This is a genomic window from Priestia sp. 53B2, assembly GCF_056099005.1.
Window position 1 is genome coordinate 17,184 of the sequence record NZ_JBLZXA010000012.1, and the last position, 25,132, is coordinate 42,315.

Annotated in this window: 32 protein-coding genes and 1 other annotated feature; all 32 genes read left to right on the plus strand. The window is 40.4% G+C overall.

Translation table 11 applies throughout. The annotated features are described in order from the left end of the window. Positions 1-137 precede the first annotated feature (137 nt). The gene (gene nusG / locus ACN6NE_RS11525; RefSeq protein WP_013054913.1) at positions 138-671 is read left to right on the plus strand and encodes a transcription termination/antitermination protein NusG; all 534 of its coding nucleotides are present in this window, start codon (positions 138-140) and stop codon (positions 669-671) included. Between the two features lie 165 nt (positions 672-836). Further along, positions 837-1,262, plus strand: a complete 426-nt coding sequence (gene rplK, locus ACN6NE_RS11530) for a 50S ribosomal protein L11 (protein WP_013054914.1) — start codon at positions 837-839, stop codon at positions 1,260-1,262. A gap of 110 nt (positions 1,263-1,372) precedes the next feature. Then, the gene (rplA, locus tag ACN6NE_RS11535; RefSeq protein WP_013054915.1) at positions 1,373-2,068 is read left to right on the plus strand and encodes a 50S ribosomal protein L1; all 696 of its coding nucleotides are present in this window, start codon (positions 1,373-1,375) and stop codon (positions 2,066-2,068) included. A 65-nt stretch (positions 2,069-2,133) separates the two neighbouring features. After that, positions 2,134-2,277, plus strand: a sequence feature (ribosomal protein L10 leader region). Between the two features lie 40 nt (positions 2,278-2,317). Then, the gene (rplJ, locus tag ACN6NE_RS11540) at positions 2,318-2,818 is read left to right on the plus strand and encodes a 50S ribosomal protein L10 (RefSeq protein WP_013054916.1); all 501 of its coding nucleotides are present in this window, start codon (positions 2,318-2,320) and stop codon (positions 2,816-2,818) included. Between the two features lie 44 nt (positions 2,819-2,862). Continuing rightward, a complete protein-coding gene (gene rplL / locus ACN6NE_RS11545; protein ID WP_013054917.1) occupies positions 2,863-3,225 on the plus strand; it encodes a 50S ribosomal protein L7/L12 in 363 nt (120 codons plus the stop codon). A 112-nt stretch (positions 3,226-3,337) separates the two neighbouring features. Further along, positions 3,338-3,940 (plus strand): class I SAM-dependent methyltransferase, encoded by a 603-nt coding sequence (locus tag ACN6NE_RS11550; RefSeq protein WP_474325333.1) that lies wholly within the window; start codon positions 3,338-3,340, stop codon positions 3,938-3,940. Between the two features lie 244 nt (positions 3,941-4,184). Then, a complete protein-coding gene (gene rpoB, locus ACN6NE_RS11555; protein WP_013081368.1) occupies positions 4,185-7,748 on the plus strand; it encodes a DNA-directed RNA polymerase subunit beta in 3,564 nt (1,187 codons plus the stop codon). Between the two features lie 62 nt (positions 7,749-7,810). Further along, complete coding sequence (rpoC, locus tag ACN6NE_RS11560) at positions 7,811-11,404, plus strand: DNA-directed RNA polymerase subunit beta' (RefSeq protein ID WP_013054920.1); 3,594 nt, start codon at positions 7,811-7,813, stop codon at positions 11,402-11,404. Between the two features lie 131 nt (positions 11,405-11,535). After that, positions 11,536-11,784 carry a 50S ribosomal protein L7ae-like protein gene (locus ACN6NE_RS11565; RefSeq protein WP_013054921.1) on the plus strand — a complete coding sequence of 83 codons (249 nt, stop codon included), beginning with the start codon at positions 11,536-11,538 and terminating at the stop codon, positions 11,782-11,784. 99 nt (positions 11,785-11,883) lie between these two features. After that, entirely contained in the window at positions 11,884-12,306 is a 423-nt protein-coding gene (gene rpsL / locus ACN6NE_RS11570) for a 30S ribosomal protein S12 (protein WP_013054922.1), read from the plus strand. 50 nt (positions 12,307-12,356) lie between these two features. Beyond that, entirely contained in the window at positions 12,357-12,827 is a 471-nt protein-coding gene (gene rpsG, locus ACN6NE_RS11575) for a 30S ribosomal protein S7 (protein WP_013054923.1), read from the plus strand. 57 nt (positions 12,828-12,884) lie between these two features. Further along, entirely contained in the window at positions 12,885-14,963 is a 2,079-nt protein-coding gene (fusA, locus tag ACN6NE_RS11580; protein WP_129705677.1) for an elongation factor G, read from the plus strand. Positions 14,964-15,079: 116 nt separating this feature from the next. Beyond that, positions 15,080-16,270: an elongation factor Tu gene (gene tuf / locus ACN6NE_RS11585; RefSeq protein WP_013081371.1), complete on the plus strand. Its 1,191-nt coding sequence runs from the start codon at positions 15,080-15,082 to the stop codon at positions 16,268-16,270. 314 nt (positions 16,271-16,584) lie between these two features. Further along, the gene (gene rpsJ, locus ACN6NE_RS11590; protein ID WP_013054926.1) at positions 16,585-16,893 is read left to right on the plus strand and encodes a 30S ribosomal protein S10; all 309 of its coding nucleotides are present in this window, start codon (positions 16,585-16,587) and stop codon (positions 16,891-16,893) included. Positions 16,894-16,934: 41 nt separating this feature from the next. After that, on the plus strand, positions 16,935-17,564 hold the full coding sequence (rplC, locus tag ACN6NE_RS11595) for a 50S ribosomal protein L3 (protein ID WP_013054927.1): 630 nt from the start codon (positions 16,935-16,937) through the stop codon (positions 17,562-17,564). Between the two features lie 28 nt (positions 17,565-17,592). Then, the gene (gene rplD, locus ACN6NE_RS11600) at positions 17,593-18,216 is read left to right on the plus strand and encodes a 50S ribosomal protein L4 (RefSeq protein ID WP_013054928.1); all 624 of its coding nucleotides are present in this window, start codon (positions 17,593-17,595) and stop codon (positions 18,214-18,216) included. Continuing rightward, positions 18,216-18,503, plus strand: a complete 288-nt coding sequence (gene rplW, locus ACN6NE_RS11605; RefSeq protein WP_013054929.1) for a 50S ribosomal protein L23 — start codon at positions 18,216-18,218, stop codon at positions 18,501-18,503. Before rplD ends, rplW begins: the two co-directional genes overlap by 1 nt. Before the next feature lie 27 nt (positions 18,504-18,530). Beyond that, positions 18,531-19,361: a 50S ribosomal protein L2 gene (gene rplB, locus ACN6NE_RS11610; protein ID WP_013054930.1), complete on the plus strand. Its 831-nt coding sequence runs from the start codon at positions 18,531-18,533 to the stop codon at positions 19,359-19,361. 57 nt (positions 19,362-19,418) lie between these two features. Further along, positions 19,419-19,697 carry a 30S ribosomal protein S19 gene (gene rpsS, locus ACN6NE_RS11615; protein WP_013054931.1) on the plus strand — a complete coding sequence of 93 codons (279 nt, stop codon included), beginning with the start codon at positions 19,419-19,421 and terminating at the stop codon, positions 19,695-19,697. A 19-nt stretch (positions 19,698-19,716) separates the two neighbouring features. Next, positions 19,717-20,058 carry a 50S ribosomal protein L22 gene (rplV, locus tag ACN6NE_RS11620; RefSeq protein WP_013054932.1) on the plus strand — a complete coding sequence of 114 codons (342 nt, stop codon included), beginning with the start codon at positions 19,717-19,719 and terminating at the stop codon, positions 20,056-20,058. A 3-nt stretch (positions 20,059-20,061) separates the two neighbouring features. Beyond that, positions 20,062-20,718, plus strand: coding sequence for a 30S ribosomal protein S3 (gene rpsC, locus ACN6NE_RS11625; RefSeq protein WP_013054933.1), 657 nt, complete (start codon positions 20,062-20,064; stop codon positions 20,716-20,718). A 2-nt stretch (positions 20,719-20,720) separates the two neighbouring features. Next, on the plus strand, positions 20,721-21,155 hold the full coding sequence (rplP, locus tag ACN6NE_RS11630) for a 50S ribosomal protein L16 (RefSeq protein ID WP_013054934.1): 435 nt from the start codon (positions 20,721-20,723) through the stop codon (positions 21,153-21,155). Further along, the gene (rpmC, locus tag ACN6NE_RS11635) at positions 21,145-21,345 is read left to right on the plus strand and encodes a 50S ribosomal protein L29 (protein ID WP_013054935.1); all 201 of its coding nucleotides are present in this window, start codon (positions 21,145-21,147) and stop codon (positions 21,343-21,345) included. The genes rplP and rpmC overlap by 11 nt, the downstream gene beginning before the upstream one ends. A gap of 25 nt (positions 21,346-21,370) precedes the next feature. After that, entirely contained in the window at positions 21,371-21,634 is a 264-nt protein-coding gene (gene rpsQ, locus ACN6NE_RS11640) for a 30S ribosomal protein S17 (protein ID WP_013054936.1), read from the plus strand. A gap of 51 nt (positions 21,635-21,685) precedes the next feature. After that, positions 21,686-22,054 carry a 50S ribosomal protein L14 gene (gene rplN, locus ACN6NE_RS11645; protein ID WP_013054937.1) on the plus strand — a complete coding sequence of 123 codons (369 nt, stop codon included), beginning with the start codon at positions 21,686-21,688 and terminating at the stop codon, positions 22,052-22,054. A gap of 49 nt (positions 22,055-22,103) precedes the next feature. Then, on the plus strand, positions 22,104-22,415 hold the full coding sequence (gene rplX / locus ACN6NE_RS11650) for a 50S ribosomal protein L24 (RefSeq protein WP_013054938.1): 312 nt from the start codon (positions 22,104-22,106) through the stop codon (positions 22,413-22,415). 31 nt (positions 22,416-22,446) lie between these two features. Then, positions 22,447-22,986 (plus strand): 50S ribosomal protein L5, encoded by a 540-nt coding sequence (gene rplE, locus ACN6NE_RS11655; protein WP_013054939.1) that lies wholly within the window; start codon positions 22,447-22,449, stop codon positions 22,984-22,986. Between the two features lie 33 nt (positions 22,987-23,019). Continuing rightward, a complete protein-coding gene (locus ACN6NE_RS11660) occupies positions 23,020-23,205 on the plus strand; it encodes a type Z 30S ribosomal protein S14 (RefSeq protein WP_013054940.1) in 186 nt (61 codons plus the stop codon). A gap of 30 nt (positions 23,206-23,235) precedes the next feature. Next, entirely contained in the window at positions 23,236-23,634 is a 399-nt protein-coding gene (rpsH, locus tag ACN6NE_RS11665) for a 30S ribosomal protein S8 (protein WP_013054941.1), read from the plus strand. Positions 23,635-23,664: 30 nt separating this feature from the next. Beyond that, positions 23,665-24,204, plus strand: coding sequence for a 50S ribosomal protein L6 (rplF, locus tag ACN6NE_RS11670; RefSeq protein ID WP_013054942.1), 540 nt, complete (start codon positions 23,665-23,667; stop codon positions 24,202-24,204). Between the two features lie 32 nt (positions 24,205-24,236). After that, a complete protein-coding gene (gene rplR / locus ACN6NE_RS11675; protein ID WP_013054943.1) occupies positions 24,237-24,599 on the plus strand; it encodes a 50S ribosomal protein L18 in 363 nt (120 codons plus the stop codon). A 20-nt stretch (positions 24,600-24,619) separates the two neighbouring features. Then, positions 24,620-25,120, plus strand: a complete 501-nt coding sequence (gene rpsE / locus ACN6NE_RS11680; RefSeq protein ID WP_116077804.1) for a 30S ribosomal protein S5 — start codon at positions 24,620-24,622, stop codon at positions 25,118-25,120. The last annotated feature ends 12 nt before the right edge of the window (positions 25,121-25,132 follow it).

Consider the following 25,132-nt stretch of genomic DNA (forward strand, 5'->3'; position numbering starts at 1 on the left):
CGGAGACGGGTTTTTTAATTTGCTTTAAGAATGATTGTGCTAGGAGTCAACTATTTTCCTAGTGCGTTGTCTGTGCAATAGATTAGGACATCTTATTTTATAGTGAGCTGGGAGGGAAGGACGTATAGTCCTCAGAAATGGAGAAAAATTGGTATGTAGTCCATACTTATTCTGGATATGAAAATAAAGTAAAAACAAATTTAGAAAAGCGCGTAGAAACAATGGGTATGCAAGATAAAATTTTCCGCGTTGTTGTTCCTGAAGAAGAAGAAAGAGAAATTAAGAACAACAAAGAAAAGATTACAAAGAAAAAAGTATTTCCAGGGTACGTGTTAGTTGAAATCATCATGACGGATGATTCATGGTATGTAGTTCGTAATACACCTGGCGTTACGGGCTTTGTAGGTTCAGCAGGTTCTGGATCAAAGCCAACTGCTCTTCTACCAGAAGAAGTAGAAATGATCTTAAAACAAATGGGCATGGACGAGAAGCATGCTGACTTTGACTTTGAACTCAAAGAAACAGTATTGGTTCAAGAAGGTCCGTTTGCAAACTTCGAAGGTACCATTGAAGAAATCGATACAGATAAACGTAAAGTTAAGGTTCATGTGGATATGTTCGGAAGACAAACGCCAGTAGAGCTAGACTTTACACAAATTGAAAAAATATAATCTGTAAGACCTTGCAATTCATGAAGTTTAATGTTAATATTTCATAAGTCAGTATGTCTCAAAACTAGAGACTAAAACAACTATTTCTTTATTTTATATATAAAGAACATTGAGTGGGAGGGCATCGCCCTATTACCACATCACGGACTTAAGGAGGTGTGTCTCGTGGCTAAAAAAGTAATTAAACTTGTTAAGTTACAAATTCCTGCAGGTAAAGCAAATCCAGCGCCACCAGTTGGTCCTGCATTAGGTCAAGCCGGTGTTAACATCATGGGTTTCTGTAAAGAGTTTAACGCTCGCACAGCTGATCAAGCTGGTCTTATCATTCCTGTTGAAATCACGGTATTTGAAGACCGTTCATTTACATTTATTACGAAAACTCCACCTGCTGCTGTACTACTTAAGAAAGCGGCTGGTATCGAGTCTGGTTCTGGTGAACCAAACCGTAATAAAGTTGCAACAGTCAAGCGTGACAAAGTGCGTGAGATTGCTGAAACTAAAATGCCTGACTTAAACGCTGCTAGCGTTGAATCTGCAATGCGCATGGTAGAAGGTACAGCGCGCAGTATGGGAATCGTAGTTGAAGACTAATTCCATTTGATTGGGTGTTAGAAGGTTGCGAGAAATGGAAGTTTTCCTATGCTCGCAACCTTTATTAGTGGGAGGTTATTCCGTTAAAACCACATAAGGAGGAAACAAAAATGGCTAAAAAAGGTAAAAAGTACGTTGAAGCTGCTAAGCTTGTAGATCGTACACAAACTTATTCAGTACAAGAAGCGATTGAATTAGTAAAGAAAACAAACACAACTAAATTTGATGCAACTGTAGAAGTAGCATTCCGTTTAGGAGTTGACCCTAAGAAAGCTGACCAACAAATTCGTGGTGCAGTAGTACTACCAAACGGTACAGGTAAAACTCAACGTGTATTAGTATTCGCTAAAGGCGAAAAAGCTAAAGAAGCTGAAGCTGCAGGCGCTGACTACGTTGGCGATGCTGACTACATCAACAAAATCCAACAAGGTTGGTTCGAGTTCGATGTAATCGTAGCTACTCCAGACATGATGGGTGAAGTTGGTAAACTTGGTCGTGTATTAGGACCTAAAGGTTTAATGCCAAACCCTAAAACTGGTACAGTAACATTTGATGTTCAAAAAGCAGTTAACGAAATCAAAGCTGGTAAAGTAGAATACCGCGTTGATAAAGCTGGTAACATCCACGTACCAATCGGTAAAGTATCTTTCGAAGAGAGCAAGTTAGTTGAAAACTTCACTACAATCTTCGAAACTATGGTAAAAGCTAAGCCGGCAGCAGCAAAAGGCACATACATGAAGAACGTAGCTGTTACTTCAACAATGGGCCCTGGTATCAAAGTTGATACTGCTTCATTCTCTGCTTGATAAATTTGGAAATAAATCGGTGTTGACTTTTTGAAAGTCCCTGATTATAATAGATAATGTTGTTAAAAAGAATAACATTTGTACCGTAGACAGTAGGTGCTGCAAAGCTTAATTTCCTACCGAGGTGTGTGAGATAAATTAGTGAAACGTTATGGTTCGCTTACTACACCTCCATGTCTTTATTGTCATGGAGGTTTTTTATTGCACCTTGTCTGAGTGTACGGAAGGAAATCTACAGGAGGTGTAAAGATGAGCAACGTAATTGAACAAAAGAAACAAGTCGTAGACGAAATTGCTGAAAAACTTCAAGCGAGTAACTCAATAGTTGTCGTTGACTACCGTGGTTTGAATGTTGCTGAAGTTACTGAACTTCGTAAGCAATTACGTGAAGCAGGCATTGAGTTCAAAGTTTACAAAAACACTTTAACTCGCCGTGCTGTAGAAAAACTTGAACTAACAGATCTTAATGATGCGTTAGTAGGTCCAAATGCAATCGCATTTGGTGGAGAAGATGTTGTTGCTCCAGCTAAAATTCTAAACAACTTCGCGAAAGAACACGAAGCGTTAGAAATCAAAGCTGGTGTAATTGAAGGTAATGTTGCATCTGTTGAAGAAATTAAAGCACTTGCAGAACTACCATCTCGCGAAGGCTTACTTTCTATGTTGCTTAGCGTGCTTCAAGCTCCAATTCGCAACCTTGCTCTTGCTACAAAAGCTGTGGCAGATCAAAAAGAAGAACAAGGTGCATAATCTAGTCTGTTATATATAACACAATCACAAGGAGGAAATTAACAATGACTCAAGAACAAATCATTGAAGCAGTTAAAAATATGACTGTTTTAGAACTTAACGATTTAGTAAAAGCAATCGAAGAAGAATTTGGCGTAACTGCTGCTGCTCCTGTAGCTGTAGCTGGCGGTGCTGCTGGTGAAGCTGCTGCTGAGAAAACTGAATTTGACCTAGTACTTGAAAGTGCTGGCGGACAAAAAATCAAAGTTATCAAAGTAGTACGTGAAATCACTGGTCTTGGCTTAAAAGAAGCTAAAGAAATCGTTGATAACGCTCCAAAAGCTCTTAAAGAAGGTATTTCTAAAGAAGAAGCTGAAGAAGCAAAAGCTAAACTTGAAGAAGTTGGCGCTTCTGTAGAAGTTAAGTAATTATTGCTTAACAACTGATATAAAAAAGCTCGCTTGTACAAGCGAGCTTTTTTGCTTCTGTCATCCTTTTCATTTATAGTAAAGAAGAACATATTGATTAGGAGGTTCTATTTTGACAGAACATTATTTTTCTAATACACCATCGTCTGCAAGTAATGAAGAGCGCTTTTCATTTGAATTGAGAGGAACCGCTTTTTCATTTACGAGTGACCGCGGTGTTTTTTCAAAAAAAGAGATCGATTTTGGATCGCGCCTGTTAATTGAAACGTTTCAAATGCCTGAGAGTCCCGGCCCGCTTCTGGATGTTGGATGCGGATATGGCCCAATTGGGTTGGCGCTTGCAAAAGAGGACAGCCAAAGAAACGTTCATATGGTCGATGTTAATGAACGTGCATTAGCACTAGCTCAAAAAAATGCTGAAGTTAATTCAGTATCAAATGTTTCAATCTATCAAAGCTCTTGCTATGAAAATGTGAAGGAAACGAATTTTGCAGCTATTCTTAGTAATCCGCCGATCCGTGCGGGTAAAAAAGTTGTTCATGAAATTCTAGAAAAATCATTAGATCACCTTGCTGACCAAGGAGAACTTTGGATTGTGATTCAGAAAAAGCAAGGAGCGCCATCTGCTCTTGCGAAATTAGAATCTCTATTTAATGAAGTAGAAGTAGTAGAAAAGAAAAAAGGGTATTATATCATATGTGCTAAAAAATGTTGACTAATATTTTTTAGTATGTTAGCATTATAAAATGCCAATATATAAATATTCCATATGAGCTCGGGTTATACATAAAATAAAAGGTATAATTTTGAATTATATGGGAAAAACTAATAAAATCAATAGTACGTTTTATGAAATTGTGGTTTTCTATTTAAAGAGACCATTTTTCTTTTGTTCAATAATAAACATATGGTTTATTATATATTTTGAATAATAACGCTTGATTTGAGGGGTGAATCAGTTGACAGGTCAACTAGTTCAGTATGGACGCCACCGCCAACGCAGAAGTTATGCTCGTATTAGTGAAGTTTTAGAGTTACCGAACTTAATCGAGATTCAAACGGCTTCATACCAATGGTTTTTAGATGAAGGTTTACGAGAAATGTTCCAAGATATTTCTCCAATTGATGATTTTACGGGTAACTTATCACTAGAATTTATTGATTACAGCTTAGGTGAGCCAAAGTATTCAGTAGGAGAGTCTAAAGAACGTGATGTAACTTATGCAGCACCTCTTCGTGTTAAGGTGCGGTTAATTAATAAAGAAACAGGTGAAGTAAAAGACCAAGATGTGTTCATGGGAGATTTCCCATTGATGACCGAAACAGGTACCTTTGTAATTAACGGTGCTGAGCGTGTTATCGTATCACAGTTGGTTCGTTCACCAAGTGTTTACTATAGTGGAAAGCTTGATAAAAACGGTAAAAAAGGATATACAGCAACTGTTATCCCTAACCGTGGTGCATGGCTAGAATATGAAACTGATGCAAAAGATGTAGTATACGTGCGTATTGATCGTACTCGTAAACTGCCAGTAACAGTGCTGTTACGCGCGCTAGGTTTCGGTTCTGACCAAGAGATTATCGATTTAATCGGTGATAATGAATACATCCGTAATACGCTTGAAAAAGATAATACGGAAACAACGGAAAAAGCGCTATTAGAAATCTATGAGCGTTTACGTCCGGGTGAACCACCGACAGTTGAGAATGCGAAGTCTCTATTAGTATCTCGCTTCTTTGATCCAAAACGATATGACTTAGCGAACGTAGGTCGCTATAAAATTAATAAAAAGCTTCATATCAAACATCGCTTATTTAATCAAAAGCTAGCTGAAACATTAGTTGATCCTGAAACAGGTGAAATTATTGCAGAAAAAGGCGCAATGATTGACCGCCGTCTGCTAGATCGCTTGATTCCGATGCTTGAAGGTGGAGTAAACTTCAAAACTTATAGTCCGGTTGGTGGAGTAGTAGAAGACGATGTTACATTACAATCTATTAAGATTTATGCGCCAAATGATCCAGAAGGTGAAAAAATCATCACTGTATCAGGTAACGCGTATGTAACAGAAGAAGTTAAAAATATCACACCTGCTGATATTTTAGCATCAATCAGTTACTTCTTTAACTTGCTTCATCAAGTAGGAGACACAGATGATATCGACCATTTAGGTAACCGTCGTCTGCGTTCTGTAGGTGAATTGTTACAAAACCAATTCCGTATCGGTTTATCTCGTATGGAACGTGTTGTTCGTGAAAGAATGTCAATTCAAGACACGAATACAATTACACCTCAACAATTAATTAATATTCGCCCAGTTATTGCAGCGATTAAAGAGTTCTTTGGAAGTTCTCAATTATCACAGTTCATGGATCAAACGAATCCATTAGGCGAATTGACGCACAAACGTCGTCTTTCAGCTCTAGGACCTGGTGGTTTAACGCGTGAGCGCGCTGGTTTCGAAGTGCGTGACGTTCACTACTCCCACTATGGCCGTATGTGTCCGATTGAAACGCCAGAGGGTCCGAATATCGGGTTAATCAACTCACTATCTTCTTATGCAAAAGTAAACAAATTCGGTTTCATCGAAACACCTTACCGTCGTATCGATCCTGAAACAGGTAAAGTGACAGAGCGAATTGACTACTTAACAGCTGATGAAGAAGATAACTATGTTGTAGCCCAAGCGAACGCTCGTCTAGGTGATGATGGTTCATTCTTAGATGAAAATGTCGTTGCACGTTTCCGTGGAGAAAACACGGTTATCCGTCGCGATCGTTTAGACTATATGGATGTATCACCAAAACAAGTTGTATCTGCCGCTACAGCATGTATTCCATTCTTAGAGAACGATGACTCTAACCGTGCATTAATGGGTGCGAACATGCAACGTCAAGCAGTACCTTTATTAAATCCTGAAGCACCAATCGTAGGTACAGGTATGGAATACGTATCTGGTAAAGACTCTGGTGCAGCCGTGATTTGTAAATATCCTGGCGTTGTAGAGCGCGTAGAAGCAAAACAAATTTTTGTTCGCCGCTATGAAGAAGTAGACGGACAAAAAGTTAAAGGTAACTTAGATCAATACAAATTATTGAAATTTGTTCGTTCTAACCAAGGTACTTGTTACAACCAGCGTCCAATTGTTTCAGTTGGCGACGAAGTAGTAAAAGGTGAGATCTTAGCCGACGGTCCTTCAATGGAAAAAGGTGAGCTTGCTTTAGGACGAAACGTAATGGTTGGTTTCATGACATGGGATGGTTACAACTATGAGGATGCCATCATCATGAGTGAGCGCCTTGTGAAAGACGATGTATATACGTCTGTTCATATTGAAGAATATGAATCTGAGTCTCGTGATACGAAACTTGGACCTGAAGAAATTACGCGTGACATTCCAAACGTAGGTGAAGATGCGCTTCGCAACTTAGATGAGCGTGGAATCATCCGCATTGGTGCAGAAGTAAAAGACGGAGATCTTTTAGTTGGTAAAGTAACGCCAAAAGGTGTAACAGAACTAACAGCTGAAGAACGTCTTCTACACGCTATTTTCGGTGAAAAAGCGCGTGAAGTTCGTGATACTTCTCTTCGTGTACCGCACGGCGGCGGTGGAATCATTCTTGATGTTAAAGTCTTCAACCGTGAAGATGGCGACGAATTACCACCAGGTGTAAACCAATTAGTCCGTGTATACATTGTTCAGAAGCGTAAAATTTCTGAAGGTGACAAAATGGCCGGTCGTCACGGTAACAAAGGTGTAATTTCACGTATTTTACCTGAAGAAGATATGCCTTACCTACCAGACGGTACGCCAATTGACATCATGTTAAACCCATTAGGGGTACCATCTCGTATGAACATCGGTCAGGTGCTAGAGCTTCATTTAGGTATGGCTGCTCGTAAGCTTGGCATTCACGTTGCGTCTCCAGTATTTGATGGTGCGCGTGAGGAAGACGTTTGGGCAACAATCGAAGAAGCTGGCATGTCTCGTGATGCTAAAACAGTTCTATATGATGGTCGAACAGGTGAACCATTCGATAACCGTGTATCAGTAGGAATCATGTACATGATCAAACTTGCTCACATGGTAGACGATAAACTTCACGCTCGTTCTACTGGACCATACTCACTTGTTACACAACAACCACTTGGTGGTAAAGCGCAGTTCGGTGGACAGCGTTTTGGTGAGATGGAGGTATGGGCACTTGAAGCATACGGTGCTGCTTACACATTACAAGAGATTTTAACAGTGAAATCAGATGACGTAGTAGGTCGTGTAAAAACATACGAAGCAATTGTTAAAGGTGAAAACATTCCAGAACCTGGCATACCTGAATCGTTCAAAGTATTAATTAAAGAACTACAAAGTTTAGGTATGGATGTGAAGATGCTTTCTGCTGACGAGCAAGAAATTGATATCATGGACTCAGAAGAGGACCATGAGCAACCAACAGAATCAATTATTGCAGATAACGAAGAAAGCCTTTCTGAAGGACAAAAAGATCCTGTCACAAAAGAGTAAGGAATTACTTTCATATAAACGTTAAGGGAAAAAACCTGTAGATTAAAAGGGAGGTAGGCTCCTTGCTAGATGTAAATAACTTTGAGTATATGAAAATCGGTCTAGCTTCGCCAGATAAAATTCGTTCTTGGTCGTACGGTGAGGTAAAAAAACCTGAAACGATCAACTATCGTACGTTAAAACCTGAAAAAGACGGCTTATTCTGTGAGCGTATTTTTGGTCCACAAAAGGACTGGGAATGTCACTGCGGAAAATATAAGCGCGTTCGTTATAAAGGTGTTGTATGTGATCGTTGTGGCGTAGAAGTTACGCGCGCAAAAGTTCGTCGTGAACGCATGGGTCACATCGAGCTAGCTGCACCTGTTTCTCATATTTGGTACTTTAAAGGTATTCCTAGCCGCATGGGACTTGTCTTAGACATGTCCCCTCGTGCGCTAGAGGAAATCATTTATTTTGCTTCTTATGTAGTAACAGATGCTGGTGATACACCACTTGAAAAGAAACAGCTTTTATCAGAGAAAGAATACCGTGCGTATCGTGAGAAGTACGGACAAACTTTCCATGCAGCAATGGGTGCTGAAGCTGTTAAAAAATTATTGCATGACATCGATCTTGATAAAGAAGTAGATGCTTTGAAAGAAGAATTGAAAACTGCTCAAGGTCAACGTCGTACACGTGCTATCAAACGTTTAGAAGTACTAGAGGCTTTCCGTCATTCTGGTAACGAACCTTCTTGGATGATTTTAGACGTTCTACCGGTTATTCCGCCAGAACTTCGTCCAATGGTTCAATTAGATGGTGGACGCTTTGCTACGTCTGATCTAAATGATTTATATCGCCGTGTAATTAACCGTAACAACCGCTTAAAGCGTTTATTAGACCTTGGAGCTCCTAGCATTATCGTTCAAAACGAAAAGCGTATGCTTCAAGAAGCTGTAGATGCATTAATCGATAATGGTCGTCGCGGCCGTCCGGTAACAGGACCAGGTAACCGTCCATTAAAATCTCTTTCTCACATGTTAAAAGGTAAGCAAGGTCGCTTCCGTCAAAACTTATTAGGTAAACGTGTTGACTACTCTGGCCGTTCGGTAATCGTTGTAGGTCCGAACTTAAAGATGTATCAATGTGGTCTTCCAAAAGAAATGGCGTTAGAGCTTTTCAAACCTTTCGTAATGAAAGAGCTTGTTGAACGCGGTTTAGCTCATAACATCAAGAGTGCAAAACGTAAAATTGAACGTGTGCAACCTGAAGTATGGGACGTATTAGAATCGGTTATTAAAGAGCATCCAGTTCTTTTAAACCGTGCACCAACGCTACACAGACTAGGTATTCAAGCATTTGAACCTACGCTTGTAGAAGGTCGCGCTATCCGTCTTCACCCGCTTGTATGTACAGCATATAACGCTGACTTTGACGGTGACCAAATGGCGGTTCACGTTCCATTATCTGCAGAAGCACAAGCAGAAGCACGTATCTTAATGCTTGCTGCTCAAAATATCTTGAACCCTAAAGATGGTAAACCAGTTGTTACACCTTCACAGGATATGGTATTAGGTAACTACTACTTAACGCTTGAGCGTGAAGAGGCAGTTGGAGAAGGTATGGTGTTCAAGGATACAAATGAAGCACTATTAGCGTACCAAAACGGTTATGTGCATCTTCATACACGTGTAGCAGTGTATGCAGGTTCTTTAAACAACGAAACGTTTACAGAAGCACAAAATCAACAATTGCTTGTTACAACGGTTGGTAAATTAGTTTTCAACGAAATTTTACCAAAATCGTTCCCATACATTAACGAACCAACAAGAGAAAACTTAGAAGTGAAAACTCCTGAGAAGTACTTTGTTGAAAAAGGTGCAGATGTGAAGGAATTCATCAAGAATCAACCGGCTATCGCACCGTTCAAGAAAAAAATCTTAGGTAATATCATCGCTGAAGTATTTAAACGTTTTAAAATTACTGAGACTTCTAAAATGCTTGACCGCATGAAAGACCTAGGTTTCAAATATTCTACTAAAGCCGGTATTACAGTTGGTGTAGCTGATATCGTGGTTTTAGGAGAAAAAGAAGTTATCTTAACAGAAGCGCAAGCTAAAGTAGATAACGTACTAAAACAATTCCGTCGCGGTTTAATTACTGAAGATGAGCGTTATGATCGTGTTATCTCTGTATGGAGTAGTGCGAAAGACGTTATCCAAGGTAAATTAATGGCGTCATTAGACAAACGCAACCCAATCTTCATGATGAGTGACTCTGGTGCCCGTGGTAACGCATCTAACTTCACTCAGCTTGCAGGTATGCGTGGACTAATGGCCAACCCGTCTGGTCGTATCATTGAGTTACCAATCAAATCTAGTTTCCGTGAAGGTTTAACAGTATTAGAGTACTTTATCTCTACCCATGGTGCACGTAAAGGTCTTGCCGATACGGCTCTTAAAACAGCTGACTCAGGTTACCTTACTCGTCGTCTGGTTGACGTGGCACAAGACGTTATCGTACGTGATGACGACTGTGGTACAGACCGCGGTATTCTGGCTGTTGCAATCAAAGAAGGAACAGAAGAAATTGAGAAACTTGATGAGCGTCTGATTGGACGTTATGCAAGAAAAACAGTGCTTCACCCAGGAACAAACGAAGTGTTAGTGAAAGAAAACGAACTAATTACAGAAGACCTAGCTGAAACAATTGTGGATGCTGGTGTTGAAGAAGTATGGATTCGTTCTGCATTCACTTGTAACACTCGCCACGGTGTATGTAAAAAATGTTACGGTCGTAACCTTGCAACTGGTTCAGAAGTTGAAGTGGGTGAAGCAGTTGGTATCATCGCTGCTCAATCTATTGGTGAGCCAGGTACACAGTTAACGATGCGTACATTCCATACAGGTGGGGTTGCTGGAGACGATATCACTCAAGGTTTACCGCGTATCCAAGAGATCTTCGAAGCGCGTAACCCTAAAGGTCAAGCCGTTATTTCTGAAATTGAAGGTACAATTGCCGGCATTTCTGAAGGACGCGATCGTCAACATGAAATTACTGTTCAAGGAGAGATTGAAACTCGTTCTTACACAGCTCCGTACAGTGCACGTCTGAAAGTTATTGAAGGACAGCGCATTGCACGTGGTCAAGAATTAACAGAAGGTTCAATTGATCCTAAAGAATTACTAAAAGTAAAAGACATCACGGCTGTACAAGAGTACTTGCTTCGTGAGGTGCAAAAAGTATACCGTATGCAAGGGGTAGAAATTGGAGATAAACACGTAGAGGTAATGGTTCGCCAAATGCTTCGTAAAGTGCGCGTAATGGATTCAGGAGATACAGATGTATTACCAGGTTCATTACTTGATATTCACCAATTCACTGATGCAAATGAAAAAGTATTACTTGAAGGCAATCGTCCAGCGACAGGCCGTCCTGTATTACTTGGTATTACAAAAGCATCTCTTGAAACTGATTCCTTCTTATCTGCTGCATCATTCCAAGAAACAACGCGTGTTCTTACGGATGCTGCAATCAAAGGAAAACGTGATGAGTTGCTTGGACTTAAAGAGAATGTTATCATTGGTAAGCTAGTTCCGGCTGGTACAGGTATGACGAGATATCGTAATGCTGAACCGATCAAAAACCAAGCTGAAGAAACGGTAACAATCGACTAATTATAAAATCATTACTCTAGAATGGATGTTTTTTAAAAAAACTACAAAACGTTAGTTGACATCCATTCTAGGGAATGATACTATATCAAAGGTGCTCCTATAAACTACCTGTTACTTTGGAGGATATGATAATGTCTTATGAAAAAGTATTACAGGCTGATCATATTATTGTAGGAACAAAGCAGACGGTGAAAGCATTAAAAAAAGGTACAGTAAAGGAAGTCATCATTGCTGAAGACGCTGATTTTTATGTCACATCCATTGTGGCAAAAACAGCACAGCAAGAAAACGTTCCGTATACGTATGTCCCTTCTATGCGAAAGCTTGGTCAAGCTTGTAGGATAGAAGTTAACGCTGCAACTGTTGCAATTATTAGTTAACACGTTTTTGAACTTTTAGTTTCAAAGACTTTGTTTTTTGCTAAAAAATGAACCACCTGGATGTGTGGTCTTACAAAAGGCGAAAGGAGGAAAATTTAAATGCCTACTATTAACCAATTAATCCGTAATGGTCGTGTGAGTAAAGGTAAAAAATCTGACTCACCTGCTTTAAACAGAGGTTACAACAGCTTCAAAAAAGCTCAAACTAACCAATCTTCTCCACAAAAACGTGGTGTATGTACACGTGTGGGTACTATGACACCGAAGAAACCGAACTCGGCTCTTCGTAAATATGCTCGTGTACGTTTAACAAACGGTATCGAGGTAACAGCTTATATCCCAGGTATTGGTCACAACTTACAAGAACACAGCGTGGTACTTATCCGCGGTGGACGTGTAAAAGATTTACCAGGGGTACGTTACCATATCGTACGTGGTGCACTTGATACTGCTGGTGTGGATGGCCGTATGCAAGGTCGTTCTAAATATGGTACTAAGCGACCAAAAGCAGCTAAAAAATAATAGCTTAACAATTAATAGATAAACTTTTAAAAGTGAAAGGAGGAAGTAGAATGCCACGTAAGGGACCTGTTGCAAAAAGAGACGTATTACCAGATCCGATTTACAATTCTAAGCTTGTATCTCGCTTAATCAACAAAATGATGCTTGATGGAAAGCGCGGTAAGTCACAAGCTATTCTTTATAGAGCATTCGATTTAGTACAAGAGCGCAGTGGTAAAGAAGCTATGGAAGTATTCGACCAAGCTCTTAAAAACATCATGCCTGTACTAGAAGTTAGAGCACGCCGTGTAGGGGGTTCTAACTACCAAGTTCCTGTAGAAGTACGTCCAGAGCGTCGTACTACTTTAGGTCTTCGTTGGTTAGTAAACTATGCTCGTCTTCGTGGAGAAAAAACGATGGAAGAGCGTTTAGCTAACGAAATCCTTGATGCAGCTAACAACACTGGTGCTGCAGTTAAGAAACGTGAAGATACTCACAAAATGGCAGAAGCTAACAAAGCGTTTGCTCATTACCGTTGGTAATCTTTTAACGAAACTTTTTAAAAAACAAATTATAATATGGAAGGAGAAATACCTAAGATGGCAAGAGAGTTCTCCTTAGAAAACACTCGTAATATTGGGATCATGGCTCACATTGATGCTGGTAAAACAACAACAACTGAGCGTGTTCTTTATTATACTGGCCGTATCCATAAAATTGGTGAAACTCATGAAGGAGCTTCACAAATGGACTGGATGGAGCAAGAGCAAGAACGTGGTATCACTATCACGTCTGCTGCGACAACTGCTTCTTGGAAAGGTCACCGCGTTAACATCATTGATACTCCTGGACACGTAGACTTCACTGTTGAAGTTGAGCGTTCATTACGTGTACTTGATGGCGCTGTGGCAGTTCTTGATGCTCAATCTGGTGTTGAGCCTCAAACAGAAACAGTATGGCGTCAAGCGACTACGTACGGCGTTCCCCGTGTCGTATTCGTTAACAAAATGGATAAAATTGGTGCTGACTTCTTGTACTCTGTAAAAACGATCCACGATCGTTTAGGTGCAAATGCTCACCCAATTCAGTTGCCAATTGGTGCTGAAGATGATTTCGAAGCAATCATTGACCTAGTAGAAATGAAAGCATACTTCTACGAAGATGACTTAGGTACTCGTTCAGAGTCTCGTGAAATTCCTGAGGAATACAAAGAGCAAGCTGAAGAATACCGTGCAAGCTTAGTAGAAGCTGTTGCAGAACTTGATGAAGAATTAATGATGAAGTACTTAGACGAAGGCGAGCTTACAGTTGAAGAACTAAAAGCTGGTATCCGTAAAGGTACTTGTGACGTTGAATTCTACCCAGTTATCTGTGGTTCAGCATTCAAAAACAAAGGTGTACAATTAATGCTAGATGCAGTAATTGACTACTTACCATCTCCAGTTGATGTACCAGCAATCCAAGGTATCGTACCTGACACAGAAGAAGAAGTTACGCGTGAGTCTAGCGACAACGCTCCTTTCTCAGCATTAGCGTTCAAAGTTATGACGGACCCTTATGTTGGTAAATTAACGTTCTTCCGTGTGTACTCTGGTGTACTAAGCTCTGGTTCATACATCAAAAACTCTACAAAAGGTAAGCGTGAGCGTGTAGGTCGTATCCTACAAATGCATGCTAACTCTCGTGAAGAGATTTCTGAAGTATACGCTGGAGATATCGCGGCAGCTGTAGGATTAAAAGATACTTCTACTGGTGATACTCTATGTGACGAAAAGAGTCTTGTAATTCTTGAGTCTATGGAATTCCCAGAGCCAGTTATCTCTTTATCTGTTGAGCCAAAATCAAAAGCTGACCAAGATAAAATGACTACAGCTCTTCAAAAGTTACAAGAAGAAGATCCAACTTTCCGTGCGGAAACTAATACAGAGACTGGTCAAATCATCATCTCTGGTATGGGTGAGCTTCACCTTGACATCATCGTTGACCGTATGCGTCGCGAATTCAAAGTAGAAGCAAACGTTGGTGCTCCTCAAGTAGCTTACCGTGAAACTTTCCGCGCTGGTGCGAAAGTTGAAGGTAAATTCGCTCGTCAATCTGGTGGTCGTGGACAATTCGGTCACGTTTGGATTGAGTTCGAGCCTAACGAAGAAGGAAAAGGCTTTGAATTTGAGAACAAAATCGTTGGTGGTGTAGTTCCACGTGAATACATCCCTGCAGTTCAAGCTGGTCTTGAAGATGCATTACAAAACGGTGTTGTTGCTGGTTATCCATTAATCGATATCAAAGCTGCTTTAGTTGATGGATCTTACCATGACGTTGACTCAAGTGAGATGGCGTTTAAAATTGCCGCTTCTATGGCTCTTAAAAACGCAGTATCAAAATGTAGCCCAGCTATCCTTGAACCAATGATGAAGGTTGAAGTTGTTATCCCTGACGAATACTTAGGAGATATCATGGGTGACATTACGTCTCGTCGTGGACGTGTAGAAGGTATGGAAGCACGCGGTAACGCTCAAGTTGTACGTGCATTCGTTCCACTTTCTGAAATGTTTGGTTATGCAACTGCATTACGTTCAAACACTCAAGGTCGCGGAACATATTCTATGCACTTCGATCACTACGAAGAAGTTCCTAAATCAATTTCAGAAGAAATTATTAAAAAAAATAAAGGTGAATAATTGATTTTCACTCTTTATTGAAGTATAACTACTTATGTACGCTGTGAAAGTGGAGCTCGTTCCCTTTCACGGCCTCATAAAACATAAACTACATGAATTTTAAGGAGGATTTTCGAATGGCTAAGGAAAAATTCGACCGTTCAAAAACACATGCCAATATCGGTACAATTGGTCACGTTGACCATGGTAAAACAACTTTAACAGCTGCTATCACTACTGTTCTTGCTAAGAAAAGTGGTAAAGGTGCAGCAATGGCTTACGACATGATCGACGCTGCTCCAGAAGAGCGCGAGCGTGGAATCACAATCTCAACTGCACACGTTGAGTACGAAACTGACACTCGTCACTATGCACACGTTGACTGCCCAGGACATGCTGACTATGTTAAAAACATGATCACTGGTGCTGCTCAAATGGATGGCGGTATCTTAGTAGTATCTGCTGCTGATGGTCCAATGCCACAAACTCGTGAGCACATCCTTCTTTCTCGTCAAGTAGGTGTACCTTACCTAGTTGTATTCTTAAACAAATGTGACATGGTAGACGACGAAGAGCTACTTGAATTAGTAGAAATGGAAGTACGTGACCTTCTTTCTGAATACGACTTCCCTGGTGACGATGTACCAGTAATCAAAGGTTCTGCTCTTAAAGCTCTTGAAGGCGAAGCTGATTGGGAAGCTAAAATCATCGAGCTTATGGACGCTGTTGATGAGTACATCCCAACTCCAGAACGTGACACTGAAAAACCATTCATGATGCCAGTTGAGGACGTATTCTCAATCACTGGTCGTGGTACAGTTGCTACAGGTCGTGTAGAGCGTGGACAAGTTAAAGTTGGTGACGTTATCGACATCATCGGTTTAACTGAAGAGCCAAAATCTACTACTGTAACAGGTGTAGAAATGTTCCGTAAGCTTCTTGACTATGCTGAAGCTGGCGACAACATCGGTGCTTTACTTCGTGGTGTAGCACGTGAAGAAATCCAACGTGGACAAGTATTAGCTAAACCAGGCTCAATCACTCCACACACTAAATTTACTGCTGAAGTATACGTTCTTTCTAAAGACGAAGGTGGACGTCACACTCCATTCTTCACAAACTACCGTCCACAGTTCTACTTCCGTACAACTGATGTAACTGGTATTTGTAACTTACCTGAAGGCGTAGAAATGGTAATGCCTGGCGACAACATCGAAATGACTGTTGAACTTATCGCTCCAATCGCGATTGAAGAAGGTACTAAATTCTCAATCCGTGAAGGTGGACGTACAGTAGGCGCTGGCGTTGTAGCTAAAATCAGCGAGTAATTTCTCGTTTCAGTAAAGGGAGTAGGGTAACCTACTCCTTTTTTATTTGGTGATAAAAGGTAAAGATAGTTTTTACTATTACACTTGCAAAATGATCTCCTTTTATATATAATGAGAAAAGTGTGCGACACATAAAAAGTTTTTTAACTTTATTGTTGCAATATGAACCCATTTTTAGTATAATAAAAATGTTGGTCTTTGACTGCGATGATGCGGAAGGTTGCCGACACACCCGGCCGCTTTGCCATGGCGAGTGTGGGGAAATTTCCGCGGAGAATGTCTATTGTAAAATAGGCGAAAAAGGAGGGAAAATAATGGCAAAAGAAAAAATTCGCATTCGTTTAAAAGCATATGATCACAGAATTCTTGATCAATCTGCTGAGAAAATCGTAGAAACTGCAAAACGTTCTGGTGCGGCTGTATCTGGTCCGATTCCATTACCGACTGAAAAATCAATTTATACAATTCTACGTGCAGTACACAAATATAAAGATTCTCGTGAGCAGTTCGAAATGCGCACGCATAAACGCTTAATTGATATCGTGAATCCAACACCACAAACTGTTGATTCATTAATGCGTTTAGACTTACCATCTGGTGTAGATATCGAAATTAAACTTTAATTTAAAATAAAGAATGAAAAGATACTTAGGAGGTGTGACTAATGGCCAAAGGAATCTTAGGAAGAAAGATCGGTATGACTCAAGTATTTGCTGAAAATGGTGACTTGATCCCAGTAACAGTAATTGAAGCTTCTGCTAACGTAGTTCTTCAAGTTAAAAACGCTGAGACAGACGGTTACGAAGCAATCCAATTAGGTTTCGAAGATATCCGTGAAAAACTATCTAACAAACCTGCAAAAGGACATGCTACTAAAGCTAATACTGCTCCTAAGCGCTTCATCCGTGAGTTACGCGGTGTGGACGCTTCAGCATATGAAGTTGGTCAAGAAGTCAAGGTTGATATTTTCGCAGAAGGCGATGTAATTGATGTAACAGGAATCTCGAAAGGTAAAGGTTTCCAAGGTGCTATTAAACGCCACGGACAATCTCGCGGACCTATGTCTCATGGTTCTCGCTACCACCGTCGCCCAGGTTCAATGGGTCCTGTAGCTCCAAACCGCGTATTCAAAGGTAAATTATTACCAGGACGCATGGGTGGAGAGCGCATCACTGTGCAAAACTTATCAATCGTTAAAGTTGACGCAGAACGCAATCTTTTATTAGTAAAAGGTAACGTGCCAGGAGCTAGAAAATCTCTAGTTACTGTTAAATCTGCAGTTAAATCTAAATAATAATTCTTCGAGAAAGGAGGAATAACCAATGCCAAAAGTAGCATTGTTTAACCAAAACGGTGAAAACGTTGGAGAAATCGAACTTCAAGATGCCGTTTTCGGTATCGAACCAAACAACAAAGTACTTTTCGACGCGATCGTAATGCAACGCGCATCTCAACGTCAAGGTACTTCTAAAGTTAAAAATCGTTCTGAAGTAAGAGGCGGTGGCCGTAAGCCATGGCGTCAAAAAGGTACTGGTCGTGCTCGTCAAGGATCTATCCGTTCTCCACAATGGCGTGGTGGTGGCGTAGTATTTGGTCCAGTTCCAAGAAGCTATAGCTACAAATTACCTAAAAAAGTTCGTCGTTTAGCAATTAAGTCTGCATTATCAACTAAAGTTCAAGATAACAGCATCGTTGTTCTTGAAGCTCTTTCTTTTGATGCTCCAAAAACAAAAGAAATGGTAGCAGTTCTTAAAAACCTAACAGTAGAACGCAAAGCATTAGTAGTAACTGCTGATCTTAACGAAAACGTTGCACTTTCAGCACGTAATATTCCTGGTGTAACAGTTGTTGCAGCTAATGGTTTAAGCGTATTAGACGTTATGAACCATGATAAGCTTGTAATCACTAAAGACGCAGTTGAAAAAGTAGAGGAGGTGCTTGCATAATGAAAGATCCTCGTGATATTATTAAGCGCCCCGTAATTACAGAACGTTCAACAGACTTAATGGCTGAGAAAAAATATACGTTTGATGTTGATGTAAGAGCTAATAAAACTGAGGTTAAAGATGCTATCGAAAAAATCTTTGACGTAAAAGTTGAAAAAGTAAACATCATGAACTACAAAGGTAAATTCAAGCGTGTAGGTCGCTACAGTGGTCTTACTAACCGTCGTCGTAAAGCGGTAGTAACACTAACTCAAGAGAGCAACGAAATCGAATTCTTCGAAGCTTAAGATTACTAGAGAAGGAGGGAAATTGAGATGGCGATTAAAAAGTATAAACCAACCTCAAATGGTCGTCGTGGCATGTCAGTTTCTGATTTCGCTGAAATTACTACTGACAAACCAGAAAAATCGTTACTTGCACCTGTCAAGAGAAAAGGTGGTCGTAACAACCAAGGTAAATTGACTGTTCGTCACCAAGGTGGTGGGCACAAGCGTCAATACCGTATCATCGATTTTAAACGCGATAAAGATGGAATACCTGGACGCGTTGCTACAATCGAATATGATCCAAACCGTTCAGCTAACATCGCATTAATTCATTATGCTGATGGTGAAAAACGTTACATCCTTGCTCCTAAAAACCTAAAAGTAGGTTTAGAAGTTATGTCAGGTCCTGAAGCTGACATTAAAGTAGGTAACGCGCTTCCTTTAGCTAACATTCCTGTTGGTACAGTAGTACACAACATCGAATTGAAACCTGGTAAAGGTGGACAATTAGTTCGTTCTGCAGGTACATCTGCTCAAGTACTTGGTAAAGAAGGTAAATACGTATTAGTACGTTTAACTTCTGGTGAAGTACGCATGATTCTTGCAACTTGTCGTGCAACTGTAGGTCAAGTTGGTAACGAACAACACGAGTTAATCAACATCGGTAAAGCCGGTCGTTCTCGTTGGTTAGGTATCCGTCCAACTGTACGTGGTTCTGTAATGAACCCTAACGATCACCCACACGGTGGTGGTGAAGGACGTGCTCCAATCGGACGTAAGTCTCCAATGAGTCCATGGGGTAAACCAACACTTGGTTACAAAACTCGTAAGAAGAAAAACAAATCCGATAAATTTATCGTTCGTCGTCGTAAAAAATAACGGGATTGAGCTACGGTTCAAACGAACCGTAGGACAATCACGAAGGGAGGTTCATTTATGGGTCGCAGCTTAAAGAAAGGACCTTTTGTAGATGACCATTTAATCAACAAAATTGAGAAGTTAAACGAAACTGACAGCAAGCAAGTAGTAAAAACTTGGTCTCGTCGTTCAACTATCTTCCCTCAGTTCATTGGTCATACAATTGCTGTATATGACGGTCGTAAACATGTACCAGTTTATGTTACTGAAGACATGGTAGGTCACAAACTTGGTGAATTCGCACCATCTCGTACTTACAAAGGTCACGCAAGTGATGATAAGAAAACAAGACGCTAATATGAGAGGAGGCTTTTAAATGCAAGCTAAAGCTGTCGCGAGAACAGTACGTATTGCTCCTCGTAAAGTTCGTTTAGTTGTAGATTTAATTCGAGGTAAGCAAGTGGGTGAAGCGCTAGCAGTGCTACTTCACACGCCAAAGGCTGCTTCTCCAGTCGTTGAGAAAGTATTAAAATCTGCTATTGCCAATGCAGAACACAATTATGAAATGGACGCTAACAATTTAGTTATTACTGACGCTTTTGTTAACGAAGGTCCAACTTTAAAACGTTTCCGTCCACGCGCTATGGGACGTGCAAGCCAAATTAACAAGCGCACAAGCCACATCACAATCGTGGTATCAGAAAAGAAGGAGGGATAATTCATGGGTCAAAAGGTAAATCCGGTCGGTCTTCGCGTCGGTGTCATCCGTGATTGGGAATCAAGATGGTTCGCTGGCAAAGACTACGCTGACTTATTACATGAAGACTTAAAAGTACGTGAATATATCGCTAAACGTTTAAACGATGCAGCTGTTTCTAAAGTTGAAATCGAACGCGCTGCTAACCGCTTAAACGTAACGATCCACACTGCAAAACCTGGTATGGTAATTGGTAAAGGTGGTACTGAAGTAGAATCACTTCGTAAAGCTCTTAACCAATTAACAGGCAAGCGTGTACACATTAACATCCTTGAAATTAAACGAGCAGATTTAGATGCTAAACTAGTAGCAGAAAACATCGCTCGCCAACTTGAGAACCGTGTATCATTCCGTCGTGCTCAAAAGCAAGCTATCCAACGTAGCATGCGTGCTGGCGCACAAGGTATCAAAACAATGGTATCTGGTCGTTTAGGCGGAGCTGATATTGCTCGTTCTGAATATTACAGTGAAGGTACAGTTCCACTTCATACACTTCGCGCTGATATTGACTATGCTCACGCTGAAGCAGATACTACTTATGGTAAACTTGGTGTGAAAGTATGGATCTATCGTGGAGAGGTTCTTCCTACTAAAAAGAAAACTGAGGAAGGAGGAAAATAATTATGTTATTACCAAAACGCGTTAAATATCGTCGTGAACACCGCGGAAAAATGCGTGGACGCGCTAAAGGTGGTACGGAAGTACATTTCGGTGAATTCGGTTTACAAGCTACTGAAGCTTCTTGGATTACAAACCGTCAAATCGAAGCTGCTCGTATCGCAATGACTCGTTACATGAAACGTGGCGGTAAAGTATGGATTAAAATTTTCCCTTCTAAACCTTATACTGCTAAGCCTCTAGAAGTCCGAATGGGTTCTGGTAAAGGTGCTCCTGAAGGTTGGGTAGCAGTTGTTAAACCTGGAAAAGTAATGTTTGAAATTTCAGGTGTATCTGAAGAGGTTGCACGTGAAGCTTTACGTTTAGCTGCACACAAGCTACCTGTAAAATGTAAGTTTGTAAAACGTGAAGAAATTGGTGGTGATTCTAATGAAAGCTAATGAAATTCGTGACCTTACCACTGCTGAAATTGAACAAAAAGTTAAGGCTTTAAAAGAAGAGTTGTTTAACCTTCGTTTCCAATTAGCGACTGGACAATTAGAGAATACTACTCGTATTCGCGAAGTGCGCAAATCGATCGCTCGTATGAAAACTGTAGTTCGTGAAAGAGAGATTGCTGCTAATAAATAATTAAGTCTGAGAGGAGGCTTTCAGAATGAGTGAACGCAACCAACGTAAAGTTTACACTGGCCGCGTAGTTTCTGACAAAATGGATAAGACTGTTACTGTTCTTGTTGAAACTTACAAAAAGCATTCGCTTTATGGCAAGCGTGTAAAATACTCAAAGAAATTCAAAGCTCACGATGAAAACAATACAGCTCAACTAGGCGATATCGTGAAGATCATGGAAACTCGTCCGTTATCAGCTACTAAACGTTTCCGTCTAGTAGAAGTTGTAGAAAAAGCTGTTATCATCTAATAGTTAAGATAGATCGGATAAGAATGATTCATCCGAAGGGAGGTTTCGTACATGATTCAACAAGAATCTCGTTTAAAAGTTGCAGACAACTCTGGTGCACGTGAGGTACTTACTATTAAAGTACTTGGTGGTTCAGGTCGCAAGACAGCAAACATTGGTGATGTTATCGTTTGTACGGTGAAACAAGCAACACCAGGAGGCGTTGTTAAAAAAGGTGACGTTGTTAAAGCTGTTGTTGTACGTACAAAAAGTGGTGTTCGCCGTACTGACGGTTCTTACATCCGTTTCGACGAAAATGCTTGCGTAATCATCCGTGACGACAAAGGACCACGTGGTACTCGTATCTTCGGACCAGTTGCTCGTGAATTACGTGATAACAACTTCATGAAGATCGTATCATTAGCTCCAGAAGTTATCTAATTGATATATAGAACAAATACAAAATGCCTTTTAAGGAGGTGCGAATAGGATGCATGTTAAAAAGGGCGACAAAGTAGTGGTTATCTCTGGTAAAGACAAAGGTAAGCAAGGTGAAGTACTTGCAGCTTTCCCAAAGAAAGACCGTGTACTTGTTGAAGGCGTGAACGTTGTGAAAAAACACTCTAAACCTTCTCAAGTAAATCCACAAGGTGGAATCGTTAGCCAAGAGGCACCTATCCACGTATCAAACGTAATGCCGTTGGATCCTAAATCTGGTGAGCCAACTCGTGTTGGGTACCAAGTTATCGATGGCAAAAAGGTACGTGTAGCAAAAAAATCTGGTGAAACTTTAGATAAATAATTAATGAAATGTGAAGGGAGGTTTAGTTCACATGAACCGTCTTAAAGAGAAATTTACAAAAGAGATTACTCCTGCTCTAGTTAGCAAGTTTAATTATGAATCTGTAATGCAAGTGCCAAAAATCGACAAGATCGTAATCAACATGGGTATCGGTGATGCTGTTTCTAACTCAAAAGCTTTAGATAACGCTGTTGAAGAACTAGCTGAAATCACTGGTCAAAAACCTGTTGTAACTCGTGCGAAAAAATCTATCGCTGGTTTCCGTCTTCGTGAAGGTATGCCAATCGGTGCGAAAGTTACTTTACGCGGCGAGCGTATGTACGAATTCTTCGATAAACTAGTATCAGTATCACTTCCACGTGTGCGCGATTTCCGTGGTGTATCTAAAAAAGCATTTGATGGTCGTGGAAACTACACGTTAGGTGTTAAAGAACAATTGATCTTCCCAGAGATCGATTATGATAAAGTAACTAAAGTTCGTGGTATGGATATCGTTATTGTTACAACAGCAAACACTGATGAAGAAGCTCGTGAGCTTTTAACTCAGTTCGGTATGCCATTCCAGAAGTAATAACTGCCAACGTTAAGCAGAGGAGGCGAAAATGTGGCTAAAAAATCAATGATTGCGAAGCAAAAACGCCAGCAAAAATTCCAAGTACAAGAGTATACACGTTGCGAACGTTGTGGACGTCCACACTCAGTACTACGTAAATTCAAGCTTTGCCGTATTTGTTTCCGTGAGCTTGCTTATAAAGGTCAAATTCCTGGTGTTAAAAAAGCTAGTTGGTAAAACCCAAGTTTGGGAAGGAGGTAAATTAATATGGTAATGACTGATCCTATTGCAGATTTACTAACTCGTATCCGCAATGCGAACATGGTTCGTCATGAGAAAATTGAAGTTCCTGCTTCTAACATTAAGAAGCAAATTGCAGAAATCCTTAAGCGTGAGGGTTTCGTACGTGATGTAGAATACATCGAAGACAACAAACAAGGTATTATCCGTATCTTCTTAAAATACGGTTCAAATAACGAACGTGTAATTACAGGCTTAAAACGTATCAGTAAACCTGGTCTACGTGTTTATGCAAAAACTAACGAAGTACCACGTGTACTTAACGGTTTAGGTATCGCAATCGTTTCTACTTCTCAAGGTGTTTTAACTGACAAAGAAGCTCGTCAAAAGCAAACTGGTGGAGAAGTATTAGCGTACGTTTGGTAATAAGTTTTAAATGTGAATGGAGGTGTAACTATGTCACGTGTTGGTAAAAAGCCTTTAGAACTTCCAGCAGGTGTTACAGTTACGAACGAGAGCAACACTGTAACTGTAAAAGGACCAAAGGGTGAATTAACTCGTACATTCCACCCTGAAATCGAAATTAAAGTTGAAGACAACGTATTAGTTGTTAATCGTCCTAGCGACAATAAAGAGCACCGCGCTCTTCACGGAACTACTCGTAGCCTTTTAGGTAACATGGTTGAAGGTGTTACTAAAGGATTCGAACGTGGTTTAGAATTAGTCGGTGTAGGTTACCGTGCACAAAAATCTGGTAGCAAATTAGTATTGAGCGTTGGATACTCTCACCCAGTTGAGATTACTCCTGAAACAGGAATCGAAATCGAAGTTCCTTCTCAAACTAAGATCGTTATTAAAGGTATTGATAAAGAACGCGTAGGTGCATTAGCTGCAAATATTCGTGACGTTCGTCCACCAGAGCCTTACAAAGGTAAAGGTATTCGTTACGAAGGCGAATATGTACGTCGTAAAGAAGGTAAAACTGCTAAGAAGTAATGCCGGTTAGGTAAAAGAAAGGAGTGCCCGAAATGATCACGAAGCTTGATAAAAACAAAGTTCGTAAAAAAAGACATGCTCGTGTTCGTGCGAAGTTATCTGGAACTGCAACTCGTCCGCGTTTAAACGTGTTCCGTTCTAATCAACATATTTACGCACAAGTTATCGACGATTTAAATTCAGTAACAATCGCAAGTGCTTCAACGTTAGATAAAGACCTGACTTTAGAAAGCACTGGTAACACTGAAGCTGCTATCAAAGTTGGCGAATTAGTCGCTAAACGCGCAGTAGAAAAAGGTGTAAACGAAGTAGTATTCGACCGTGGCGGTTATTTATATCATGGCCGTGTTAAAGCATTAGCTGACGCTGCTCGTGAAGCTGGATTACAATTCTAATTGTAAAAGGAGGGAAAATCATGCGTCGTATTGATCCAAATAAATTAGAGCTTGAAGAACGTGTTGTTACCGTTAACCGCGTAGCTAAAGTTGTGAAAGGTGGACGTCGTTTCCGCTTCGCTGCATTAGTTGTAGTTGGTGACAAAAACGGTCACGTTGGATTCGGTACTGGTAAAGCACAAGAGGTACCAGATGCAATCCGTAAAGCAATTGAAGATGCGAAGAAAAACTTAATTACTGTACCTATGGTTGGTACATCTATTCCACACGAAATCCTTGGACAATTTGGTGCAGGTCAAATTTTCTTAAAACCTGCTTCTGAAGGTACAGGAGTTATCGCTGGTGGTCCAGTTCGTGCGGTATTAGAATTGGCTGGCGTAAGTGATATTCTATCTAAATCTTTAGGTTCAAATACTCCAATCAACATGGTACGTGCAACTCTTAACGGTTTAGCTAACCTAAAACGTGCTGAAGATGTTGCAAAACTACGTGGCAAGACTGTAGAAGAACTGTTAGGATAAGGGAGGGATATA